At 72.8% G+C, this 19,548-nt stretch carries 30 protein-coding genes; 2 read left to right on the top strand and 28 right to left on the bottom strand.

Going from position 1 to position 19,548, the window contains the following annotated elements; translation table 11 throughout:
• Nucleotides 1–10: 10 nt before the first annotated feature.
• The 20 genes from rplQ to H508_RS0111875 all read right to left on the bottom strand — a co-directional run bounded on the left by rplQ (nucleotide 11) and on the right by H508_RS0111875 (nucleotide 13,475).
• Complete coding sequence (rplQ, locus tag H508_RS16165; protein WP_051223381.1) at nucleotides 11–694, bottom strand: 50S ribosomal protein L17; 684 nt, start codon at nucleotides 692–694, stop codon at nucleotides 11–13.
• Between the two features lie 35 nt (nucleotides 695–729).
• A complete protein-coding gene (locus tag H508_RS0111965) occupies nucleotides 730–1,719 on the bottom strand; it encodes a DNA-directed RNA polymerase subunit alpha (RefSeq protein WP_021010857.1) in 990 nt (329 codons plus the stop codon).
• Nucleotides 1,720–1,817: 98 nt separating this feature from the next.
• Nucleotides 1,818–2,216 (bottom strand): 30S ribosomal protein S11, encoded by a 399-nt coding sequence (gene rpsK / locus H508_RS0111960; RefSeq protein WP_021010858.1) that lies wholly within the window; start codon nucleotides 2,214–2,216, stop codon nucleotides 1,818–1,820.
• 21 nt (nucleotides 2,217–2,237) lie between these two features.
• Entirely contained in the window at nucleotides 2,238–2,615 is a 378-nt protein-coding gene (gene rpsM / locus H508_RS0111955; RefSeq protein WP_021010859.1) for a 30S ribosomal protein S13, read from the bottom strand.
• Between the two features lie 321 nt (nucleotides 2,616–2,936).
• Nucleotides 2,937–3,050 carry a 50S ribosomal protein L36 gene (gene rpmJ / locus H508_RS0111950; RefSeq protein WP_021010860.1) on the bottom strand — a complete coding sequence of 38 codons (114 nt, stop codon included), beginning with the start codon at nucleotides 3,048–3,050 and terminating at the stop codon, nucleotides 2,937–2,939.
• A gap of 68 nt (nucleotides 3,051–3,118) precedes the next feature.
• A complete protein-coding gene (gene infA, locus H508_RS0111945; protein WP_021010861.1) occupies nucleotides 3,119–3,340 on the bottom strand; it encodes a translation initiation factor IF-1 in 222 nt (73 codons plus the stop codon).
• A 128-nt stretch (nucleotides 3,341–3,468) separates the two neighbouring features.
• On the bottom strand, nucleotides 3,469–4,368 hold the full coding sequence (locus H508_RS0111940) for a hypothetical protein (protein WP_156906074.1): 900 nt from the start codon (nucleotides 4,366–4,368) through the stop codon (nucleotides 3,469–3,471).
• A gap of 61 nt (nucleotides 4,369–4,429) precedes the next feature.
• Nucleotides 4,430–5,563: a mannitol-1-phosphate 5-dehydrogenase gene (locus H508_RS0111935; RefSeq protein ID WP_026374225.1), complete on the bottom strand. Its 1,134-nt coding sequence runs from the start codon at nucleotides 5,561–5,563 to the stop codon at nucleotides 4,430–4,432.
• Nucleotides 5,563–5,994 (bottom strand): PTS mannitol transporter subunit IIA, encoded by a 432-nt coding sequence (locus H508_RS0111930; protein WP_035254971.1) that lies wholly within the window; start codon nucleotides 5,992–5,994, stop codon nucleotides 5,563–5,565. The genes H508_RS0111935 and H508_RS0111930 overlap by 1 nt, the downstream gene beginning before the upstream one ends.
• An 8-nt stretch (nucleotides 5,995–6,002) precedes the next feature.
• Nucleotides 6,003–7,586: a PTS mannitol transporter subunit IIBC gene (locus H508_RS0111925; protein WP_026374223.1), complete on the bottom strand. Its 1,584-nt coding sequence runs from the start codon at nucleotides 7,584–7,586 to the stop codon at nucleotides 6,003–6,005.
• Nucleotides 7,587–7,627: 41 nt separating this feature from the next.
• Nucleotides 7,628–7,882: an HPr family phosphocarrier protein gene (locus tag H508_RS0111920; protein WP_026374222.1), complete on the bottom strand. Its 255-nt coding sequence runs from the start codon at nucleotides 7,880–7,882 to the stop codon at nucleotides 7,628–7,630.
• Nucleotides 7,883–7,968: 86 nt separating this feature from the next.
• Nucleotides 7,969–8,730, bottom strand: a complete 762-nt coding sequence (locus H508_RS16160; protein ID WP_035254969.1) for a hypothetical protein — start codon at nucleotides 8,728–8,730, stop codon at nucleotides 7,969–7,971.
• Nucleotides 8,727–9,617, bottom strand: coding sequence for an ABC transporter ATP-binding protein (locus H508_RS16155; protein WP_035254967.1), 891 nt, complete (start codon nucleotides 9,615–9,617; stop codon nucleotides 8,727–8,729). The genes H508_RS16160 and H508_RS16155 overlap by 4 nt, the downstream gene beginning before the upstream one ends.
• Nucleotides 9,614–10,222 (bottom strand): ABC transporter ATP-binding protein, encoded by a 609-nt coding sequence (locus H508_RS16895; RefSeq protein WP_051223379.1) that lies wholly within the window; start codon nucleotides 10,220–10,222, stop codon nucleotides 9,614–9,616. Before H508_RS16895 ends, H508_RS16155 begins: the two co-directional genes overlap by 4 nt.
• Nucleotides 10,219–11,340 (bottom strand): hypothetical protein, encoded by a 1,122-nt coding sequence (locus H508_RS17580; protein ID WP_026374221.1) that lies wholly within the window; start codon nucleotides 11,338–11,340, stop codon nucleotides 10,219–10,221. Before H508_RS17580 ends, H508_RS16895 begins: the two co-directional genes overlap by 4 nt.
• Nucleotides 11,337–11,753: a hypothetical protein gene (locus H508_RS0111895; protein ID WP_026374220.1), complete on the bottom strand. Its 417-nt coding sequence runs from the start codon at nucleotides 11,751–11,753 to the stop codon at nucleotides 11,337–11,339. Before H508_RS0111895 ends, H508_RS17580 begins: the two co-directional genes overlap by 4 nt.
• A complete protein-coding gene (locus H508_RS0111890) occupies nucleotides 11,750–12,310 on the bottom strand; it encodes a hypothetical protein (protein ID WP_026374219.1) in 561 nt (186 codons plus the stop codon). The genes H508_RS0111895 and H508_RS0111890 overlap by 4 nt, the downstream gene beginning before the upstream one ends.
• A gap of 12 nt (nucleotides 12,311–12,322) precedes the next feature.
• The gene (locus H508_RS16890; RefSeq protein ID WP_051223377.1) at nucleotides 12,323–12,916 is read right to left on the bottom strand and encodes a stage II sporulation protein M; all 594 of its coding nucleotides are present in this window, start codon (nucleotides 12,914–12,916) and stop codon (nucleotides 12,323–12,325) included.
• On the bottom strand, nucleotides 12,913–13,191 hold the full coding sequence (locus tag H508_RS0111880; protein WP_026374218.1) for a hypothetical protein: 279 nt from the start codon (nucleotides 13,189–13,191) through the stop codon (nucleotides 12,913–12,915). Before H508_RS0111880 ends, H508_RS16890 begins: the two co-directional genes overlap by 4 nt.
• A gap of 80 nt (nucleotides 13,192–13,271) precedes the next feature.
• Nucleotides 13,272–13,475 carry a helix-turn-helix domain-containing protein gene (locus H508_RS0111875; protein WP_035254964.1) on the bottom strand — a complete coding sequence of 68 codons (204 nt, stop codon included), beginning with the start codon at nucleotides 13,473–13,475 and terminating at the stop codon, nucleotides 13,272–13,274.
• A gap of 155 nt (nucleotides 13,476–13,630) precedes the next feature.
• On the opposite strand from H508_RS0111875, the gene H508_RS17240 reads away from it, so the two are divergent.
• Together H508_RS17240 and H508_RS16880 are read left to right on the top strand one after the other, a co-directional pair.
• On the top strand, nucleotides 13,631–14,107 hold the full coding sequence (locus tag H508_RS17240; RefSeq protein ID WP_035254960.1) for a helix-turn-helix domain-containing protein: 477 nt from the start codon (nucleotides 13,631–13,633) through the stop codon (nucleotides 14,105–14,107).
• Nucleotides 14,052–14,471: an ImmA/IrrE family metallo-endopeptidase gene (locus H508_RS16880; RefSeq protein WP_051223375.1), complete on the top strand. Its 420-nt coding sequence runs from the start codon at nucleotides 14,052–14,054 to the stop codon at nucleotides 14,469–14,471. Before H508_RS17240 ends, H508_RS16880 begins: the two co-directional genes overlap by 56 nt.
• Before the next feature lie 16 nt (nucleotides 14,472–14,487).
• Here the strand turns inward: H508_RS16880 and map are convergent, their stop codons facing one another.
• The 8 genes from map to rplF are packed head-to-tail and all read right to left on the bottom strand — an operon-like array spanning nucleotide 14,488 to nucleotide 19,548.
• Complete coding sequence (gene map / locus H508_RS0111860; protein ID WP_035254958.1) at nucleotides 14,488–15,318, bottom strand: type I methionyl aminopeptidase; 831 nt, start codon at nucleotides 15,316–15,318, stop codon at nucleotides 14,488–14,490.
• A complete protein-coding gene (locus H508_RS0111855) occupies nucleotides 15,318–15,899 on the bottom strand; it encodes an adenylate kinase (protein ID WP_026374216.1) in 582 nt (193 codons plus the stop codon). Before H508_RS0111855 ends, map begins: the two co-directional genes overlap by 1 nt.
• Nucleotides 15,900–17,231 carry a preprotein translocase subunit SecY gene (secY, locus tag H508_RS0111850; RefSeq protein ID WP_026374215.1) on the bottom strand — a complete coding sequence of 444 codons (1,332 nt, stop codon included), beginning with the start codon at nucleotides 17,229–17,231 and terminating at the stop codon, nucleotides 15,900–15,902.
• A 60-nt stretch (nucleotides 17,232–17,291) separates the two neighbouring features.
• Complete coding sequence (gene rplO, locus H508_RS0111845) at nucleotides 17,292–17,756, bottom strand: 50S ribosomal protein L15 (protein ID WP_051223373.1); 465 nt, start codon at nucleotides 17,754–17,756, stop codon at nucleotides 17,292–17,294.
• Nucleotides 17,749–17,937 (bottom strand): 50S ribosomal protein L30, encoded by a 189-nt coding sequence (gene rpmD / locus H508_RS0111840; protein ID WP_021010879.1) that lies wholly within the window; start codon nucleotides 17,935–17,937, stop codon nucleotides 17,749–17,751. The genes rplO and rpmD overlap by 8 nt, the downstream gene beginning before the upstream one ends.
• Complete coding sequence (rpsE, locus tag H508_RS0111835) at nucleotides 17,934–18,644, bottom strand: 30S ribosomal protein S5 (protein WP_035254955.1); 711 nt, start codon at nucleotides 18,642–18,644, stop codon at nucleotides 17,934–17,936. The genes rpmD and rpsE overlap by 4 nt, the downstream gene beginning before the upstream one ends.
• On the bottom strand, nucleotides 18,641–19,012 hold the full coding sequence (gene rplR / locus H508_RS0111830) for a 50S ribosomal protein L18 (protein WP_026374212.1): 372 nt from the start codon (nucleotides 19,010–19,012) through the stop codon (nucleotides 18,641–18,643). The genes rpsE and rplR overlap by 4 nt, the downstream gene beginning before the upstream one ends.
• The gene (gene rplF / locus H508_RS0111825; protein WP_026374211.1) at nucleotides 19,012–19,548 is read right to left on the bottom strand and encodes a 50S ribosomal protein L6; all 537 of its coding nucleotides are present in this window, start codon (nucleotides 19,546–19,548) and stop codon (nucleotides 19,012–19,014) included. The genes rplR and rplF overlap by 1 nt, the downstream gene beginning before the upstream one ends.

Genomic DNA, 19,548 nt, shown 5'->3' with positions numbered 1-19,548 from the left:
TGGCGTGCGACTACTTGTTGTCGCGGCCCTGCTGGGCCTCGGTGCGGGTCGCGGCGAGCTGGCCGTCGTCCTGCGCCTGCGCGTCGGTCGCGGCGGCGCTCGCGGCCTCGGCGGCGGCCTGGTCGGCCTGCACCGCGCCCTGCTGGGCGGGCGAGCCCTCGATGCCGGCATTGTCGGCCTCGGCGATCGGGCTCGCCTCGACGCCCTCGACCTCCGGGGTCTCCTCGGCGGCCTCGACGACCTGCTCGGCGGCGGCAGCGGCCTCCGCGGCCTCCTGGTCGGCGGCGGCGCTCGTCGCTGCGGCGGCGGCCTTCGACTTCGACGGCTTCTTCGCGACCGGCTCGAGCACGAGCTCGATCTGCGCCATCGGGGCGTTGTCGCCCTTGCGGTAGCCGAGCTTCGTGATGCGGGTGTAGCCGCCCTCGCGCTCCGCGACGAGCGGCGCGATCTCGGTGAAGAGCTCGTGCACGACGCCCTTGTCGCCGATCACGGCGAGCACGCGGCGACGCGCGTGCAGGTCGCCGCGCTTGGCGAACGTGATGAGGCGCTCGGCGACGGGGCGGAGGCGCTTGGCCTTCGTCTCGGTCGTCTTGATCGACTTGTGCGTGAACAGCGCGGCCGCGAGGTTCGCGAGCAGCAGGCGCTCGTGCGCCGGACCGCCTCCGAGGCGGGGACCCTTGGTGGGCTTGGGCATGGTTCCTTTATCCCTTGATCGTCAATCGGCCCGCGTCAGCGAGCGTCCTCGTCGTAACCGCTGTAGAAGTGCGCGCCGTCGAAGCCGGGCACCGCATCCTTGAGCGACAGGCCGAGCTCGGTGAGCTTGTCGCGCACCTCGTCGACCGACTTCTGGCCGAAGTTGCGGATGTTCATGAGCTGCGTCTCGCTGAGCGCGACGAGCTCCGACACCGTGTTGATGCCCTCGCGCTTGAGGCAGTTGTAGGAGCGCACCGACAGGTCGAGCTCCTCGATCGGCGTGGCGAGCTCGCCCGAGCCGATGGCCTCGGCGGGCGCCTGGCCGATCTCGATGCCCTCGGCCTCGGCGTTCAGGTCGCGCGTGAGGCCGAACAGCTCGACGAGCGTGCGACCGGCCGACGCGATGGCGTCGCGCGGCGAGATGGCCGGCTTCGTCTCGACGTCGACGACGAGCGAGTCGAAGTCGGTGCGCTCACCGGCACGCGTCGCCTCGACGCGGTAGGTGACCTTGAGCACGGGCGAGTAGATCGAGTCGACCGGGATGACGCCGGCCTCGGCGAACTCGTCGCGGTTCTGCGCCGCCGAGACGTAGCCGCGGCCGCGCTCGACGGTCAGCTCGAGCTGGAGCTTGGCCGAGTCATTGAGCGTCGCGAGCACGAGCTCGGGGTTGTGGATCTCGACGCCGGCGGGCGTCGTGATGTCGCCGGCGGTCACCGTGCCCGCGCCCTGGCGCGAGAGGTAGGCGACGACGGGCTCGTCGTGCTCCGACGAGACGACGAGCTGCTTGATGTTCAGGATGATCTCGGTGACGTCCTCCTTGACACCGGCGATCGTCGAGAACTCGTGCAGCACGCCGTCGAGGCGGATGCTCGTGACGGCCGCACCGGGGATCGACGACAGGAGGGTGCGGCGGAGCGAGTTGCCGAGGGTGTAGCCGAAGCCCGGCTCGAGCGGCTCGATCGTGAACCGCGAGCGGTGCTCGGCGATGGACTCCTCGGAGACAGTGGGGCGCTGGGCGATCAGCACGTGTCGGTTCCTTTCGGTCGCGAGTCCGCTATATGACTCGCGTGTTCAGTGACGGCGGAATGCCGGGCAGGCGAGGCTCGCCTGCCCGGCAGGAGCGACTAGTTGCGGCGCGGCTTCGGCGGGCGAACGCCGTTGTGCGCCTGCGGCGTCACGTCGTGGATCGCGCCGATCTCGAGGCCGGCGGCCTGGAGCGAGCGGATCGCCGTCTCACGGCCCGAACCGGCACCCTTGACGAAGACGTCGACCTTCTTCATGCCGTGGTCCTGCGCCTGGCGCGCAGCCGACTCGGCGGCGAGCTGGGCGGCGTAGGGCGTCGACTTGCGCGAGCCCTTCATGCCGACCGCGCCGCCCGAGGCCTGCGTGATGACGGCGCCGGTGGTGTCGGTGATCGAGACGATCGTGTTGTTGAACGTCGACTTGATGTGGGCCTGGCCCACGGCGACGTTCTTCTTGTCCTTCTTGCGCGGCTTGCGGACCGCGGACTTGGGAGCTGCCATGTTTCTCTACCTCCACGCGGCCTAGCGGCCGGCCTTCTTCTTGCCGGCGACCGTCTGCTTCTTGCCCTTGCGGGTGCGCGCGTTCGTCTTGGTGCGCTGACCGCGCACGGGAAGGCCGCGGCGGTGGCGGATGCCCTCGTACGAACCGATCTCGACCTTGCGGCGGATGTCGGCGGCCACCTCGCGACGGAGGTCGCCCTCCACCTTGAACGTGCCCTCGATGTGGTCGCGGAGCGCGACGAGCTGGTCGTCGGTCAGGTCCTTGACGCGGGTGTTGCGGTCGATGCCCGTGGCCTCGAGCGTCGCGACCGACCGGGTGCGGCCGACGCCGTAGATGTACGTCAGTGCGATCTCCACGCGCTTCTCGCGCGGGATGTCGACACCTGCGATGCGTGCCATCGTGTGTCTCCTCAGGAGTATGAGAGGTGTGGAGCAGCGGAGGTGCCTGGGCCTCTCCCCAAGGTGTCGCCCCTCGTGGGGCTCTTACCGCTGCTGGGATGTGCACCGCAGCCCCGCTGGTCGAGCAGCCGGCGGAGCCGGCACCCTCCCGCTGGTCGAGTAGCCGGCGGAGCCGGCGTATCGATACCGAGTCTCGGTGCGTGTTCAGTTGTGGGGTCTTGCTGTGCTTCAGATCTCGATACGCGTGCGCCTGCGGCGCGCGCTACTCGATCCTGATGCCTCCGCGCTCAGATCGGCCCTGCCGATCTGAGCGCTGCGGCATCAGCCCTGCCGCTGCTTGTGGCGGGGGTCCTGGCAGATGACCATCACGCGACCGTGGCGGCGGATGACCTTGCACTTGCCGCAGATGCGCTTGACGCTGGGGTTGACCTTCATGATTGCTTCCTCGCTGGCCTCGTGCTCGCGCGGTCGCGCGAGCCGTTCCTTATCCAGCGACCAGGGGACTACTTGTAGCGGTAGACGATGCGACCGCGGGTGAGGTCGTAGGGGCTGAGCTCCACGATCACCCGGTCGCCCTGCAGGATGCGGATGTAGTTCTGCCGCATCTTGCCGGAGATGTGTGCGAGCACGATGTGCCCGTTCGAGAGCTCCACGCGGAACATCGCGTTGGGGAGCGCCTCGCTCACCGAGCCTTCGATCTCGATGACGCCGTCTTTCTTGGCCATATCCTCTTCTACAAGTCCTGGTCGCCAGTCATGCGAGTGACGCGCGCAGAGGGCGCACGACACCAACGATCAAGCCTACGCGCGGCGCAGCGGTTTGTGCAAGCCGGGCGTGTCGCGCGGTGGAGCCGCTACGAGCCGCTTCGCTGGACCACGATCGACCCCCACAGCATCGCGCGGTCGCGCCGCGCGCGCTTCGCCGCGTCGTCGTCCATCGTGGTCGCGAACGACCGGGCGATGAGCGGGCCGCCGGGCACGAGCGCGCGGACCGCGGCCTTCCGCAGGTCGCGCACCCATCGCTCGTCGGCGCCATCGACGACGTTCGAGATCGTGATCGCGTCGTAGGCGCCGGGCTCCGCCCGCTCGAGGTGGTCGAGCAGCGGCTCGTCGACCCACTCGATCGCGTCGGCGTCGACGCGCGGGAGCGCGTGGCCGGGCAGCTCCTCCCCCAGCAGCAGGCGCCACGCGAACGGGTTGCCGCTCGGCGCGTGCTTGCGCAGCGCGCGGCCGATGCGGCCGCGGATCGCCTCGTCGAAGTGCGGCGGGAGCGGCGTCGAGAAGTCGCGCAGCACGAGGGCGGACAGCGCCCCGGCGGGCCCGAGCATCGTCTTGAGGATCGAGGCGAGCGTGCGGTTGTCGAGCCGCGACCGCCAGTGCTCGGCGGCGCGCAGCGCATCCTGCTCCTGCAGGAACTGCCGCACGCGACGGCGGCTCCACGCGGGGCTCGCCGCGCGGACCATGCCGCGGCCGATGTCGAACAGGCGCTCGGCGGCGCCCGGCTCGAACGCGCCGCCCGCGACCCGTCGGCGGGCGTAGTCGAGCTGCGTGCGATTGGAGGCGATCGCCGAGACCCGGTGGCCGGCGGCTGCGAGCTCGGCGACGACCTCGCCGGCGCCCGCGGCGGCGAGCACGCGGCTGCCGGGTCGCAGCTCGTCGAGCTCGATCCGGGCATCCGCCCAGTCCCACCCGTGCAGCAGCCGCTGCCGCGGGTTCGCGCTCGAGCGGCCCCGACGTCTCGACGTGCTCGTCACCACCGCCACGTCCGCTCGATCGTCACCGCCCCATCCTCCCAGACGGCGACCGCGCCGCCGGTCAGCGAGCCTGCGCCTCGCGGACGACGTCGACGAGCCGCGCGGAGAGCGGGTGGTCCTGCTCGAGCTCGGTGACGTGCGCGACGAACGCCGCCGGATCGAGCGAGCCCAGCAGCGCCTGGAGCTCGACCGCCTGCTCGTCGCCGGGCGCGTCGAAGCGCAGCGCCGTGCCGAAGGCCGCGACGAGCGCGTCGGGGGCCTCGCCGCGGTCGACGAGCTGCACCGCCGGTTCGACGAAGCGCTCGTGGCGCGAGAGCTTGCGGAGCGGCTGGCGCCCGATGCGCTCGCACGTGTCGGGCAGCGCCGGGTTCTCGAACCGGGCGATGGCCCGCGCGACGTACGCGGCGTGCTCGGCCTCGTCGAAGCCGTGCTTCGCGATGAGCAGCCTCGAAGTGTCGCCGAGCGCCGCCTCGACCGCCGCGCGGATCTCCGGCCGCTCGAGCGCGGCCGCGATCGTGTCGACGCCGGCGGCCCAGCCCGCATAGGCGGTCGTCGCGTGGCCCGTGTTGACGGTGAAGAGCTTGCGCTCGATGTACGGCTCGAGGTCGTCGACGAAGTGGGCGTCGCCGATGTCGGGCGCCGCGATCCCCGCGCGCTCGAACGCCGTGCGGTCGATCGACCACTCGAAGAAGTCCTCCACGACGACGTCGAGGCCGTGCGGATCCTGCGGGGGGATGATGCGGTCGACGGCCGTGTTGGCGAACACGGCGCGATCGGCGAGCTCCGGTGCGTCCGCGAGCACGTGCTCGCGGAGGGTGTCGGAGGCGCCGATCGCGTTCTCGCACGCCATCACGACGACCGGGGCGCCCTCGCGCTGCTCGAGGCCCGCGCGGATCGCCGGCGCGATGAAGCGCATCGCGGTCGGCCCGACGGCGCACGTGACGACGTCCGCCTCCGCGACCGCGCGAGCCGCGGCATCCGGGTCGGCGCTCGAGTCGATGCCGGAGAAGCCCGTGACCGTGTGCATCCGCGCCTCGGGACCGACCTCCCGCACCTGGTACGCATCCGCCGCCTGCAGCATCCCGATGAGCTCGGCGTTGACGTCGACGAAGGCGACCTCGAAGCCCGCGCGGTGCAGGATGAGGCCGACGAAGCCGCGGCCGATGTTGCCGGCGCCGAAGTGGACGGCGCGCATCACTCGTTGACGTCGCCGAGCAGCTCGAGGATCGCGGCGGCGTCGGGCGCCGCTTCGAGCTTCGCGACGTCGTCCTCCTCGGAGAAGACGATCGCGATCTTCGAGAGGATCTCGAGGTGGCCGCCGTCCTTGCCCGCGATGCCGACGACGAACTTGACGGGGTTGCCGTCCCAGTCGAGCGGCCTCTCGTAGCGCGCGACCGAGAGCGCCGAGGCGAGGATCGAGTCCTTCGACTCGTTCGTGCCGTGCGGGATCGCCAGCAGGTTGCCCATGTAGGTCGACACGCTGGCCTCGCGAGCGCGCATGGCGTCGGCGTAGTCGGGCGTGACGGCGCCGGCGGCGACGAGCATGTCGGCCGCCTCCTGGATCGCCTCATCCTTCGTGGTCGCTCGCGGGCTCGTGGTGATCTGCTCGAGGGTGAGGACGGGCATGGCGCTCCTTACGCGGTCGTGTCGCTGCCGTCGCGATTGGCGCGCTGCACCATCTCGACGACCTCGTCGTACTTGGGGCTGTTCATGAAGTTGTCGACCGAGACGTGCGTCGCGCCCGGCGTGCGCTGGCGAGCGCGCTCGGTGAGCTCCTGCTGCGTGATGACGAGGTCGACGTCGGTCTCGAGCGCCGCGATCGCGACGTTCTTGACCTCGACGCCCTCGATGCCCGCCTTCTTGATCTTGTTGCGGAGCACGCTCGCGCCCATCGCGCTCGATCCCATCCCCGCATCGCACGCGAACACGATCGAGCGGATCGGCTCGGCGGTGAGCGCGGTCGAGCCGGGGGTCGCGCTCGTGGAGGCGCCGGCGGCGCCGGCGGCGGCGAGCCCCGCGAGGGCCTCCGAGGACTTGCCCTTGTTCGCCTGCGTCTGCGCGACCGCGGCGCCGAGCGCGTCGTCGCCAGCGGCCTCGCGCTCGAGGTCGCGCTTGCGGCCGAGCCGCAGGATGAGGGCGCCGACGGCGAACGAGACCGCGGCGGAGAGCACCACCGAGAGGATGACGCCGAGGAAGCTGTCGTTCGCGGTCTGGGCGAGCACCGCGATGATCGAGCCGGGCGCGGCTGGAGCGCGGAGCCCGGCGCCGAAGACCATGTTCGTCGCGACGCCCGTCATGCCGCCCGCGACGACGGCGAGCAGCAGCGCGGGCTTCATGAGCACGTAGGGGAAGTAGACCTCGTGGATGCCGCCGAGGAACTGGATGACGGCGGCCCCCGGCGCGGTGGCGCGCGCGGCGCCGACGCCGAAGAACGTGAAGGCGAGCAGGACGCCGAGGCCCGGTCCGGGGTTCGCCTCGAGCAGGAAGAGGATCGACTTGCCGGCCGCGTCGGACTCGGCGATGCCGAGCGGCGTGAGCACGCCGTGGTTGATCGCGTTGTTGAGGAAGAAGACCTTCGCCGGCTCGATGAGGATCGAGGCGAGCGGGAGCAGCCCCGTCTCGACGAGCCAGCCGACGGCGCCGCCGACGACGTCCATGATCCAGTTGACGACGGGCGCGAGCAGGTAGAAGCCCGCGACCCCCATGGCGAACGCGACGATGCCCGCCGAGAACATGTTCACGAGCATCTCGAAGCCGGCCTTGATCTTGCCGTCCCAGAGCGCGTCGAGCTTCTTCATCACCCACGCGGCGAGCGGGCCCATGATCATCGCGCCGATGAACATGTGCACGTAGCCGAGCTCGCCCTGCCCCTCGGCCGGCCGGTTGGCGGCGTTGAACTGGTCGATGAGCCAGTCGGAGCCGGCGATCACGCCGAGCGTCGCGAACGCGCCGACGACCGCGCCGCGCGTCTCGTACACCATGCGCCCGCCCTGCCCGGCGATGAGCAGCGGCAGGAGGTAGTGGATGGCGGGGCCGACGATCGTCGCGAGCGCGGCGTTGGGGGTCCACCCGACATCGATGACGAAGGCCGTGAGGATGCCCCACGCGATGAGCGCGGGGATGTTGGGCATGATCATGCCTGAGAGGAACGTGCCGAACCGCTGGACGCGGACGCGGGCGCCGCTGCCGGACGCCGTCGCTGCTGTGGTGGTGGTCATCTCGGCTCCTGCGCTCGGTGGCGGATCAGGGCTCGCGGCGCCTACGCGTCGTGGTCGGTCGAGAGCAGCTGCTCGAGCTCGTCGAGCGCGGCCTCGTCGTCGGAGGCGATCGTCACGGTGTCGCCCTTGTTCACGCCGAGCGAGATCACCGACAGGATGCTCGCCGCGTTCACCTGCTTGTCGCCGACGGCCACGGTGACCGGGGCGGATGCCTTGGCGGCGGCCTGGGCGAACAGGGAGGCGGGTCGCGCGTGCAGGCCGTTCGACGACTCGACGGTGACGGTGCGCTCGGCCATGCTGCTCCTCTGACTCGTCCGGCGGGACGCCGGGTGGCGCTCACGGTACCACCGGTTCCCCGACCGTCGGCAGGGATCGAGCGCCGTCAGCGGCGGCCGCTCCCCCGCATCCGCGCCCATGCCGCGAGCACCACGATGGCGGTCCAGCCGACGGCCGCGGCCCCGCCCAGTCGCATCGCCGCCGCGTCGATCCGCGCCAGCACGGCGCCGTCCGCGACGATCCCCTCCGCGAGGGCGCGGAGCGCCTGGCCCGGCAGCAGCCAGCGGAGGCCGTCGAGGCTCGCGAGGGCGAGCGCACCGGCGATGCCCGGCTCGACCAGCAGCGGCAGCGCGAGGCCCGCCGCGAGCACGAGCATCGGCGAGCGCGAGGCGTGCGCGAGCGCCGCCATCCACACCGCCCACGCGGCCGAGGTGGCGAGGTGGATGCCCGCGGCCACCAGCACGGCACCGGCGCCCGGCCGGACGAGCGCGGCCGCGCCCGCGAGCGCCGCGGCGCTCGAGAGCACCGCGAGGAGGAGCGCCGGCACGAGCATCGCGGCGATCGAGAGCGCGAGCCGGCGCGCCGCGCTCGGGTTGGCGAGCGCCGCGTGCATCCAGCTGCCGTCGCGGTAGGGCGCGGCGACGCCGAGGCTCGCGAGCACGACGATCGCGAGCTGCGCGGCCGATCCGCGCGCGACGACGACGGTCGCGGCCTCGAGATCGCTCGACGCCCCGGTCTGCGCGAGCAGCCCGCCGGCCGCGAGCCCCGCGAGCGCGGATCCCACGACGGCGAGCGCGAGCGGGAGCCAGGGTCGCCGGCCCCCCAGCATCGCGACGAGCTCGGCCTTCGCCTCGCGCAGGGCGCTCACGACCCCTCCTCGATCGCGGCCGCGAATGCGGCGCTCAGCGACAGCCGGCGCGGCGAGAGCTCCGTCACGAGCACGCCCGCGAGCGACGCGACGCGAGCGATGCGCTCGGGATCGAGCCCGCGCACCGCGAGCGCGCCCGTCGAGCGGCCGTGCACGACGGCGCCGGCCTCGCGCAGCGCTCCCGCGAGGCGCTCGGCCTCGGGCGACCGCACGATCACCACCGGCGCGGCGTGACGGCGCAGGAACGCATCCGCGTCGCCCTCGAACCGCGTGCGGCCGCCGTGCAGGCACACGAGCCGGTCGAGGAGCGGCTCGATCTCGTCGAGCGCGTGCGCCGACAGCAGCACGGCGCCGCCGCTGTCGGCGTGCGCGCGCAGGAGTGCCGAGAGCCACCGCCGGCCCGCCGGGTCGAGGCCGTCGAAGGGCTCGTCGAGCACGAGGATGCGCGGCGCGGTCAGGATGGCCCCCGCGATCGCGAGGCGGCGGCGCATCCCGAGCGAGAACGAGCGCACCGGGCCGCGCGCCTCCGTGAGCCCCACGGCTCGGAGCGTCCGCGCGATCGCGTCGGGTGCGACCCCCGCGCGCAGGGCGAGCGGCACGAGGTGCGCTCGCGCGGTCGCCCCCGGCGCGGCTCCCAGCGCATCGGGGCAGTAGCCGACCGCGCGCAGCGGCGCGCCGAGCGAGCGGTACGGGACGCCCGCGATGCGAGCGCTGCCCTCGTGGCGCTCGAGCCCGAGGAGGCAGCGCAGGGTCGTCGTCTTGCCGGCGCCGTTGACGCCCACGAAGCCCGTCACGCTGCCCCATGGCACGTGGAAGGCGACGCCGTCGAGCACGGCGCGACCGCCGAAGCCGCAGCGCAGCGTCGCGACCTCGATCGCCGGCCTCACGCGGGCTCCATGCGCACGACGGTGGTGTCGGCGGCGAGCTCGCGATCGCCGTGGTCGACGAGCACGACGAGCCTCGTCGACGCCCAGCGCTCGACGGTCGCCGCGAGCCGAGCCGCGGCGTCGCCGTCGAGGCCGAGGAACGGCTCGTCGAGGAGCATGACGCCCGCTTCGCGGAGGGTCGTGAGCGCGACCCACGCGCTGCGCCGCTGGCCGGTGGAGAGCGCGTCGGTGCGCATCGCGAGGCACCCCTCGAGCCCCGCGTCGGCGAGCGCGGCGATCGCGCGATCGGCGCCGACGCCCGCCGCGCGGCCGAACAGGCGCGCGTGGCGCTCGAGGCTCAGGGCCGGCAGCAGCGCGGGCTCGGTGCGCGTCACGGTGCGTGCGGCGCGCGCGAGCGGATCGCTCGCCGCTCGCCCCGCGACGAGGACCCGGCCGCGCGGCGGGCGCGAGGCGCCGGCGAGCAGCTCGACGACCGTGCTCTTGCCGATGCCGTTCCGGCCGACGAGGCGCAGCAGCCGCGGTGCGCGCGCCTCGAGGTCGGGCACCCGCACGCGCGAGCGGCCGATCGGCACGCTGCCGACGCCCTCGACGACGATGCCGGTCACCGCGACCTGCCGAGCGTCGCCGCGACGCCGACCGCGACGAGGGCCGCGCCCGCCCCCGGCAGGCAGGCAGCGGCGATGCCACCCGTCGCGACGGCGCACGGCGCCGCGAGCAGCACGGCGAACCCCAGGGCTCGCGCCACGGGGCGCTCGGTGCCCGGCTCGAGGAGCACGACCGTCGACGCCGACACCGCGACGTACCACCCGACCGCGGCGGCGGTCCACGCCTGCTCGGCGGTGGCCCCGGCGAGCACCGCGAGCGCCCCGGGCAGCGGCGCCGCCGCGCATCCGGTCGTGAGTGCGGCTGCCGCGAGCGCCGCCGAGACCGCGGTCGCGGGCGCGCCGCACGACACGAGCTCGCGCGCGAGCCGCCCGAACGGCCGGGCGTCCTGCGCGAGCAGCTCTCCGGCGATCCACAGCGCGGGCGCCGCAGCGATCGCGAGCAGGAGGGGCGGCGACGCCGCGATCGCCGAGGCGGCCGCCACGAGCGCCTCGACTGCGACCGACGCAGCGCGCCCGACCGCGAGCGCCGCCCAGGCCGCGGCGCCGGCCGCGAGCACCGCGGCGAGCCGACCGAGCACGCCGTCGAGCAGCGGTCGTCCCCCGCCGAGCGCCGCGGCCGCCCCGGCAGCGCCGAGGCCCGCGGCAGCCGCCGCGAGCACCGCGGTCGCGCGCCCGTCGCCAGCGGTCGAGAGCGAGAGCGCCGCGGCGCCGGCCACGACGGTCGAGCCGAGCAGCATGGGCGCGAGGACCGCGACGGCGCTCCACGCTCGGCGGCCGCCGAGGTCGAGGGCGAGCAGCAGCCCGGCGACCGCGTCGAGCGAGGTGACGAGCGGCGGGGTCGCGCCGAAGGCGACGCGCGCGAGGGGGGCGAGCGCGAGGGCGACGAGCAGCACCGGGACGGCGACCTCGGGCGCCAGCCGCACCGCGAGGTGCACCGCGGCGGCGACGACCGCCGCGGCGCCGACGAGGGCGCTGAGCGACCCGATGAGCACCGGCAGCCGCAGGCTGCTCGAGAGCGCGGTGAGCAGCCACCCGGGGAGCGCGTGGTGCGCGACCACCCAGGCCACCTCGGCGGCCGTCGCCGCACCCGACCGGGCCCTCGCGCGCGCGACGCTCATGGCTCGCGCGAGCGTGCCGCCGCCCGGTGCGCGGAGCCGACGAGGTGGTAGGCGACGGCGAGCATCGAGACAGCGAGCAGCGACCACCCGAACAGGTGCGCGGGCACGGTGCGCACGAGCCCGACGAGCACCATCGCGACGAGGGCGGTGGCGATCGACCCCGCGCCCGCGACAGGGAAGCGGAAGCGCCCGTCGAGCAGTGCCGGGACGCTCGTCGTGAGCGCGCAGGCGGAGACGGCGAGCGTCAGCCATGTGCTCGCCGAGCGGAGGTCCGGCGCGACGTCGGTCGTCGCCGCCGCGCTCAGCACGCCGGTGGCGAGGAGGAGCTGCGCGAGCGCGATCCAGCGGACGCCGGCAGGCGAGAGCGGCAGCGCGATGCCGAACTCGGGGATCCGGAAGGTCGCACGCGTCACCCGAGGCACAGGAGCACCCCCGTCGCCGCCGCCGCGGCGAGCGCGCGCAGGTAGTCACGAGCCGAGCGGCGCGCCGCCGGGAAGGCGAGCGGTGCGCTCGCCGCGACCGCCGCGGCGGCCGCCCACAGCTGCCAGCCGCGCGGCACGGCCGCGAGACCCGAGGCGAGCGCCGCGATCTGCTGGCCGAGGACGAGCACCGCGAGCACGACGCCCGCGACGCCGAGCCGCACCCTGCCGGCGCCGCGCGCAGGCCGCAGCGCCGCCGGTCCGAGCCAGCGCTCGAGCAGCGTCGCGAGCACCGCCGCCACGACGAGCACGAGCACGTGCAGCACGATGGCGCTGACCGCGCCGACCGTCGTCGCGGCCGCCGCGAGCGCGGGGTCTCCCAGCGCGTCGGCGGCCTCCTGCCCCGCGCTCGCGGCGACGTCGACGAACAGCGGCAGGCGCACGAGCAGCAGTGCGCTCGCGAGCGCGAGCACGACGCACCACACCACCGGTGAGGTCGTCGACCGCTCGAGCGCCGGGCGAGCGACGCTCGCCTCGACCTGTGCGTCCATGGCTTCCTCCCTTCACGCGCCGCGAGCGACGCAGATCGATTCCGTGAGCGCCGCCAGCACGATGAGGAGGGCGGCGACTGCCGTGAGGCGCAGACCGTAGCCGAGCCCGTCCGCGTACGCGCGAGCCGGCGGCCGTCCTGTGCGCAGCGATGCCACGGCGGCGTGTGCGACGGGCAGCAGCCCGGCCGTGGCGGCGAGCAGCACCGCGGCGGCCTCGAACACGACGTACGGGGCGACGCGCGCGAGGGTCTCCGTCGCCCCGAGCGCGGCGACAACCGATGCCGCCGAGACGCCGAGACCGATGCCGATGAGGGCGATGCCCACGAGCGTGAGCGAGCCCAGCACCGGGGCGCCCGCTGCGAGCAGTGCGATGGCCCCGAGGTTGCTCGTCGCGATGCCGAGCGCGCTGCCGTCCGCGGCGAGCACGGTCGAGTCGATCGACCCGCCCGCGACGGCCGTGGCGTTGGCCGCCGCGATGTCGGCGGACGCCGCGGCCGTGGCTGCGGAGGTCGCGCCCAGCAGGCCGGAGGCGAGCACGGCCGACACCGCGAGCGCGAGCCGCAGCGAGTCCGGCCCGCTCGGGGTGCCGGCCGTGCCGTGCCTCATCGGATGGCCAGCGTGCGGAGCTTCCGCTTCAGGTACCACGTGACCGTGGAGATGACGGCCCCGAGCAGGCCGCCGGAGAAGAGCGCGGCGACGACGGCGAGCGCCGCCCCGCCGATCTCGATGGCTGCCACGACCTGCGCGGCTGCGATGCCGGACAGGCCGAAGCTGGCCATGAGCCACGACAGCGACACGCCTGCCGCCGCCAGGCCGACGACCGTCACGGCCGCCGATGCCGTCCACACGGCCGCACGGCCGCGCTTCGATTCGATGTGCATGAGTTGACTCCTTCATCCCACCCGACCGCCGGGTGCTCGTGCCGCTCGGCACGAGATCGTGGGCGTCGCACGCGACGCGATCACTCGCCCTCCTCCCGCAGCTGCGCGGCGACCGCCGCCGCGAGGCGCGCCACGAGCGACGCCGGAGGCTCGATCGAGCCCTGCTCGACGCCGACGACCGTCGCGACCGGGGTGCCGGCACGAGCGGCGAGCGCTTGCTGCGTCATGCCGGCGCTGCCGCGCAGGGCTGCGAGTGAGGCCCCGATTCGCGATTCGACCGACATGTCGCAAACTGTGCCATGTTTTCGACCGATGCGCAAGCACTTGTCCACAGTGCAGTCGGGGCCAGCGCGAAGGATGTCGAAGATCTGTCGAATATCAGGCCGGTACCTCGGCACTCGTGCTGATAATGGTGGAGGTGCGCGAGAGAGGTCGAGCGATGTCCATCCACCTTCGAGGGGCCAGCGCGAGCGAGCGCGCTCACTACGCCGCGCTCGTCCGACCCGCCCGCCTGCGTCGCGGCCTCAGCCAGAAGGCGCTCGCGACCCTCGCGGAGGTCGACCGCACGACCGTGAGCAACATCGAGCGAGGCACGGGGGCTCCGCAGGAGGACGTCCTCCGGCGGCTGTTCGCGGCGCTGGGACTCGCGACCGACGCGCAGCAGCGCGACCCGGAGGTGGAGCTCTGGATCGCCGTGATGTCGGAGCTGCTCTCGAGCGTGCCCGCCGATCGCAGGCACCTCGCGGCCGACGCCGCCATCGCGACGCTCGCGGCGCACGTGCGGGCCGGCGAGGTGTCAGCGGTCGGTCCTAGGGTCACCGCCATCCACGACGAGGGCGGACTCGAGGAGCGGGACATCCATGGACTTGCAGCGCGGCGCGGCATCGCTCGAAGGGACGAGCCCCACGCTGAGTGAGCTCGTCCGGCTGTGCGCCGAGATCGGCCTGGAGGTGCACGTCGCGGCGCTGCCGAGCGGCTGCCTCGGCGCCTACGACCACGCTCGCGAGCGCATCATGCTGGCTCGCGGGCTCACGCCCGTCGAGCAGCGATCGGTGCTCGCGCACGAGCTCGGCCACGCGACGCTCATGCACGTCGGCTCATCTGCCGCCGACGAGCGCGCGGCGGAGCGGTTCGCGGCACGCGTGCTGATCGACCCCGCTGCGCTCGCGGCGGCCTGCAGGTGGGCGCGCGACGACGTCGAGCTCGCCGAGGAGCTGGGCGTCACGGTCGATGTCGTGCGGAGCTATCGCGAGCAGCTCGGCAGTCGCCGTGCCGCGTGACGTCGGCGACCGGCGCTCAGCGGTCGGGGATCGGCACCGGCACGATGCCGAGCGTCGCGAGTCGCTCCGCGCCACCGTCGAGCGCGGTGAGCACCCAGATGCCGCCGGAGTGCACCGCGACGGAGTGCTCCCACTGGCATGCGTCGGAGCCGTCGGCGCTGCGCACCGTCCAGCCGTCGGCGTCGACGGTCGTCGCGGTGCCCTTCGCGTGGATGATCGGCTCGATCGCGACGCACAGGCCCGGCTTGACGGCCGGTCCCATGACGCGCGTGCGGTAGTTGAAGACCGGCGGCTCCTCGTGCATCGACCGGCCGATGCCGTGGCCGATGTAGTCCTCGCTGATGCCGTAGTCGCTGTGCGCCTCGATGTGCTCCTCGATGGCCGCGCCCACCTCGCCGAGCTGCTTCGCGCCGGCGAGTGCCGCGATCCCGGCCCACAGCGCGTCGTGCGTGACGTCGCTCAGCCGCTGCCGCGCATCCGTCACCGATGGGTCGCCTCCCGGCACGACGACCGAGATCGCGGCGTCGCCGTGGAAGCCGCCGATCGTCGCCCCGCAGTCGACGGTGACGAGGTCGCCCGGCTGCAGCGGGGTGTCGTTCGGGATGCCGTGGACGACGACGTCGTTCACGTTCGTGCAGAGGGTGTGCTCGTAGCCCGGCTCGAGCTGGAAGTTCGGCACGGCCCCGTGCTCCCGGATGACGCGCTCGGCGATCGCGTCGAGCTCGAGCGTCGTGACCCCTGGCGCGATGGCGCGCTCGACCGCCTCGAGCGCGAGCGCGGTGATGCGTCCCGGCTCGCGCATGCCGGCGAGCTCGCGGCGCGACTTGTAGGGGCCGCGGCCGCGCATCAGGCCTCGATGCCGCGGGCCGCGAGGCCAGCGAGGATGCGCTCGGTCACCTCGTCGACCGCGCCGATGCCGTCGACCTCGACGACGAGGCCGCGCTCCTCGAAGATCGCGATGAGCGGTGCCGTCTCGCGCTCGTAGACGTCGAGGCGGTGGCGGATGACATCCTCGGTGTCGTCGCTGCGGCCCTGCTCGAGCGCGCGGGCCGAGAGCCGGCGGACGACCTCGTCGGTGTCGGCGATGAGCCGCACGACCGCGTCGAGCTGCTCGCCGCGGCGGAGGTTCACGCCGTCGAGGTACTCGACCTGCCCCGCGGTGCGGGGGTAGCCGTCGAGCAGGTAGCCGCGCTCGGCGTCGGGCTGCGCGAGCCGGTCGTCGACCAGCTCGTTCGTGAGCTCGTCGGGCACGTACTCCCCCGCGTCGAGGATCGCCGTGACGCGCTTGCCGAGCTCGGTCTGCTCCTTGATGTTCTGGCGGAAGATGTCTCCGGTCGAGACCGCCGGCACCTGCAGTGCCGCGGCCAGCCGAGCGGCCTGGGTGCCCTTGCCCGCTCCGGGCGGGCCGACGATGAGGAGGTTCGCCATTTAGCGGATGAGCCCTTCGTAGTGGCGCTGCTGCAGCTGCGCGTCGATCTGGCGGACCGTCTCGAGGCCGACGCCGACGATGATGAGGATCGACGCACCGCCGAACGGGAAGTTCTGGTTCGCCCCGACCGTCGCGAGCGCGATGAGGGGGATGAGCGCGATGAGGCCGAGGTAGAGCGACCCCGGGAACGTGATGCGCGTCAGCACGTAGTCGAGGTACTCCGCGGTCGGGCGGCCCGCGCGGATGCCGGGGATGAAGCCGCCGTACTTCTTCATGTTGTCGGCGACGTCCTCCGGGTTGAAGGTGATCGCGACGTAGAAGTACGTGAAGCCGACGATCAGCAGGAAGAACACCAGCATGTAGAGCGGGTGGTCCCCGGTCGTGAAGTTCGCCTGCACCCACAGCACCCAGTCGGCGGGCGCCGTGCCGTCGGCCGGAATGTTGAACTGGGCGACGAGCGCCGGCAGGTAGAGCAGCGACGAGGCGAAGATGACGGGCACGACGCCGGCCATGTTGACCTTGATCGGGATGTACGTCGACTGGCCGCCGTACATGCGCCGCCCGACCATCCGCTTGGCGTACTGCACCGGGATGCGGCGCTGGGACTGCTCGACGAAGACGACGAGGCCCATGATGAGGACGCCGACGAGCAGCACCATGATGAAGGTGTTGACGCCCTGCGTCTCGAAGATGATGCCGAGGGCGCCGGGGAAGGTCGCCGCGATCGACGTGAAGATGAGCAGCGACATGCCGTTGCCGATGCCGCGCTCGGTGATGAGCTCGCCGAGCCACATGATGAGTCCCGTGCCGGCGGTCATCGTGATGATCATGAGCGCGATCGACCACCAGGAGTCGTTCGTCAGCAGGTTCTGGCACTGCGGGAGCGACGGGCCGCCGGTCGCGGAGAAGAGGGCGCCGGAGCGCGCCACCGTGATGAGGGTCGTCGACTGCAGCACGCCGAGCGCGATGGTCAGGTAGCGCGTGTACTGCGTGAGCTTCGCCTGGCCCTGCTGGCCCTCCTTGTAGAGGGTCTCGAAGTGGGGGATCACGACGCGCAGCAGCTGCACGATGATCGCGGCGGTGATGTAGGGCATGATGCCCAGCGCGAAGATGCTCAGCTGGAGCAGGGCGCCGCCGGAGAAGAGGTTGACGAGCTGGTAGAGCCCGGTGGCCTGGGAGTTGGCCGCGATGCACTGCTGCACGTTGCTGTAGTCGACGAACGGCGCGGGGATGAACGACCCGAGCCGGAAGATCGCGACGATCGCGAGCGTGAAGAGGATCTTCCGACGCAGGTCTCGCGTCTTGAAGATGCGTGCGATGGCACTGAACACGTGCAGCCTTCCGGGAATGGCGATCGGGGCGGCCCGCGAACGGACCGCCCCTCAGCCTACTTACTTGACGGAGCCGCCTGCGGCCACGATCTTCTGCTCGGCAGCCGCCGACACCTTGTCGACGTCGATCGTCAGCGCGACGCTCAGCTCGCCGCCGCCGAGCACCTTCACGAGCTCGTTCTTGCGGACGGCGCCCTTGGCGACCAGGTCCGCGACCGTGACGTCGCCGCCGTTCGGGTAGAGCGACTGCAGCTGCCCGACGTTGACGACCTGGTACTCGGTGCGGAACGGGTTCTTGAACCCGCGCAGCTTCGGAGCGCGCATGACGCTCGTGAGCTGGCCGCCCTCGAAGCCCGCGCGCACCTGGTAGCGGGCCTTCGAGCCCTTCGTGCCGCGACCGGCCGTCTTGCCCTTCGACGCCTCACCGCGGCCGACGCGCGTGCGGGCGGTCTTCGCGCCCGGCGCGGGCCGGAGGTGGTGCACCTTGAGCGACGGGAGCTCGGTCGACTCGTTCTTGTCAGTCATTCTGGATCTCCTCGACCTTGACGAGGTGCCGAACCGTGTTGACGTAACCGCGGTTCTGCTCGTTGTCCTCGCGCTCGACCGACTGGCCGATGCGCTTGAGGCCCAGCGAGCGGAGCGTCTCGCGCTGGTACTGCTTCTCGCTGATCACGGACTTGATCTGCGTGATCTTCAGCTTGCTCACTTGGATGCCGCCTTCGCGATCTCGGCCTCGTGCTTGGCGAACTCGGCCTCGATGCGCGCGAGCCGCTCGGGCACGACGCGGTCGAGGTCGAGGCCACGGCGAGCGGCGACCGCGCGGGGCTCCTCGAGCATCCGCAGCGCCGCCACGGTGGCGTGCACGATGTTGATGGAGTTCGACGAGCCGAGCGACTTGCTCAGCACGTCGTGGATGCCGGCGCACTCGAGCACGGCGCGCACGGGGCCACCCGCGATGACGCCGGTACCGGCGGCGGCGGGGCGCAGCAGCACGACGCCGGCAGCGGCCTCGCCCTGCACGGGGTGCGGGATCGAGCGGCCGATGCGCGGGACGCGGAAGAAGTTCTTCTTCGCCTCCTCGACGCCCTTCGAGATCGCCGTCGGCACCTCGCGGGCCTTGCCGTAGCCGACGCCCACGAGGCCGTCGCCGTCGCCCACGACGACGAGCGCCGTGAAGCTGAAGCGGCGGCCGCCCTTGACGACCTTCGAGACGCGGTTGATCGTGACGACGCGCTCGAGGAACTGGTTCTCCGTGCGGTCGTCGCGGCGGCCGCGCTCGTTGCGGGTGCCGCGGTCGCGGCTCCCCCGGCGCTGCTCGCGCGGCTCGTCGCGGTGGTCGGCCGTCGTCGCGGCCTCAGCAGCAGGCTGCTGCGTGGTGTCCGTCACCTGCGTGTCCTTGTTCTCTTCGCTCACAGTCCCAGCCCTGCCTCTCGTGCGCCGTCGGCGATCGCCGCGACGCGGCCGGCGTAGCGGTTGCCGCCGCGGTCGAAGACGACCGACTCGACGCCGGCAGCCTTGGCGCGCTCGGCGACGAGCTCGCCCACGCGCTTGGCCTTCGCGGTCTTGTCGCCGTCGAAGGCGCGGAGGTCGGCCTCCATCGTCGACGCGGACGCGACCGTGACGCCGCGCGAGTCGTCGACGACCTGCACGAACACGTGGCGTGCCGAGCGGGTGACGACGAGGCGCGGCACCAGCGCGGTGCCGACGATCTTCTTGCGCAGGCGTGCGTGACGACGACCGCGGGCAGCCGACTTGCTCTTGCCTCGGGTACCGATGCCCATCACTTACCAGCCTTTCCAGCCTTGCGGCGGATCTGCTCGCCCGCGTACCGCACGCCCTTGCCCTTGTAGGGCTCCGGCTTGCGCAGCTTGCGGAGGTTCGCCGCCACCTCGCCCACGGCCTGCTTCGAGATGCCGCTGACGGTGACCTTGTTGTTGCCCTCGACCGTGAGCGTGATGCCGGCGGGCGGCTCGACGCTGATCGGGTGCGAGTAGCCGAGCGCGAACTCGACCCCGGTGCCCTTGGCCTGCACGCGGTAGCCGGTGCCGACGACCTCGAGGGCCTTCGAGTAGCCCTCGGTCACGCCGACGATGTCGTTCGCGATGAGGGTGCGGGTGAGGCCGTGCAGCGAGCGCGACTCGCGCTCGTCGTCGGGCCGGGTGACCTGCACCTGGCCGTCGGCGACCTCGACCTCGATGGGCTGCGCGACCTGCAGCTGCAGCTCGCCCTTCGGGCCCTTGACGGTGACGACGCCGTCGTTCACCGTGACCTCGACACCCGCGGGGATGTCGATGGGGAGACGTCCGATTCGTGACAT

The organism is Agrococcus lahaulensis DSM 17612 (assembly GCF_000425105.1).
GTDB lineage: Bacteria > Actinomycetota > Actinomycetes > Actinomycetales > Microbacteriaceae > Agrococcus > Agrococcus lahaulensis.
This window is presented reverse-complemented; position numbering and strand designations above follow the sequence as displayed.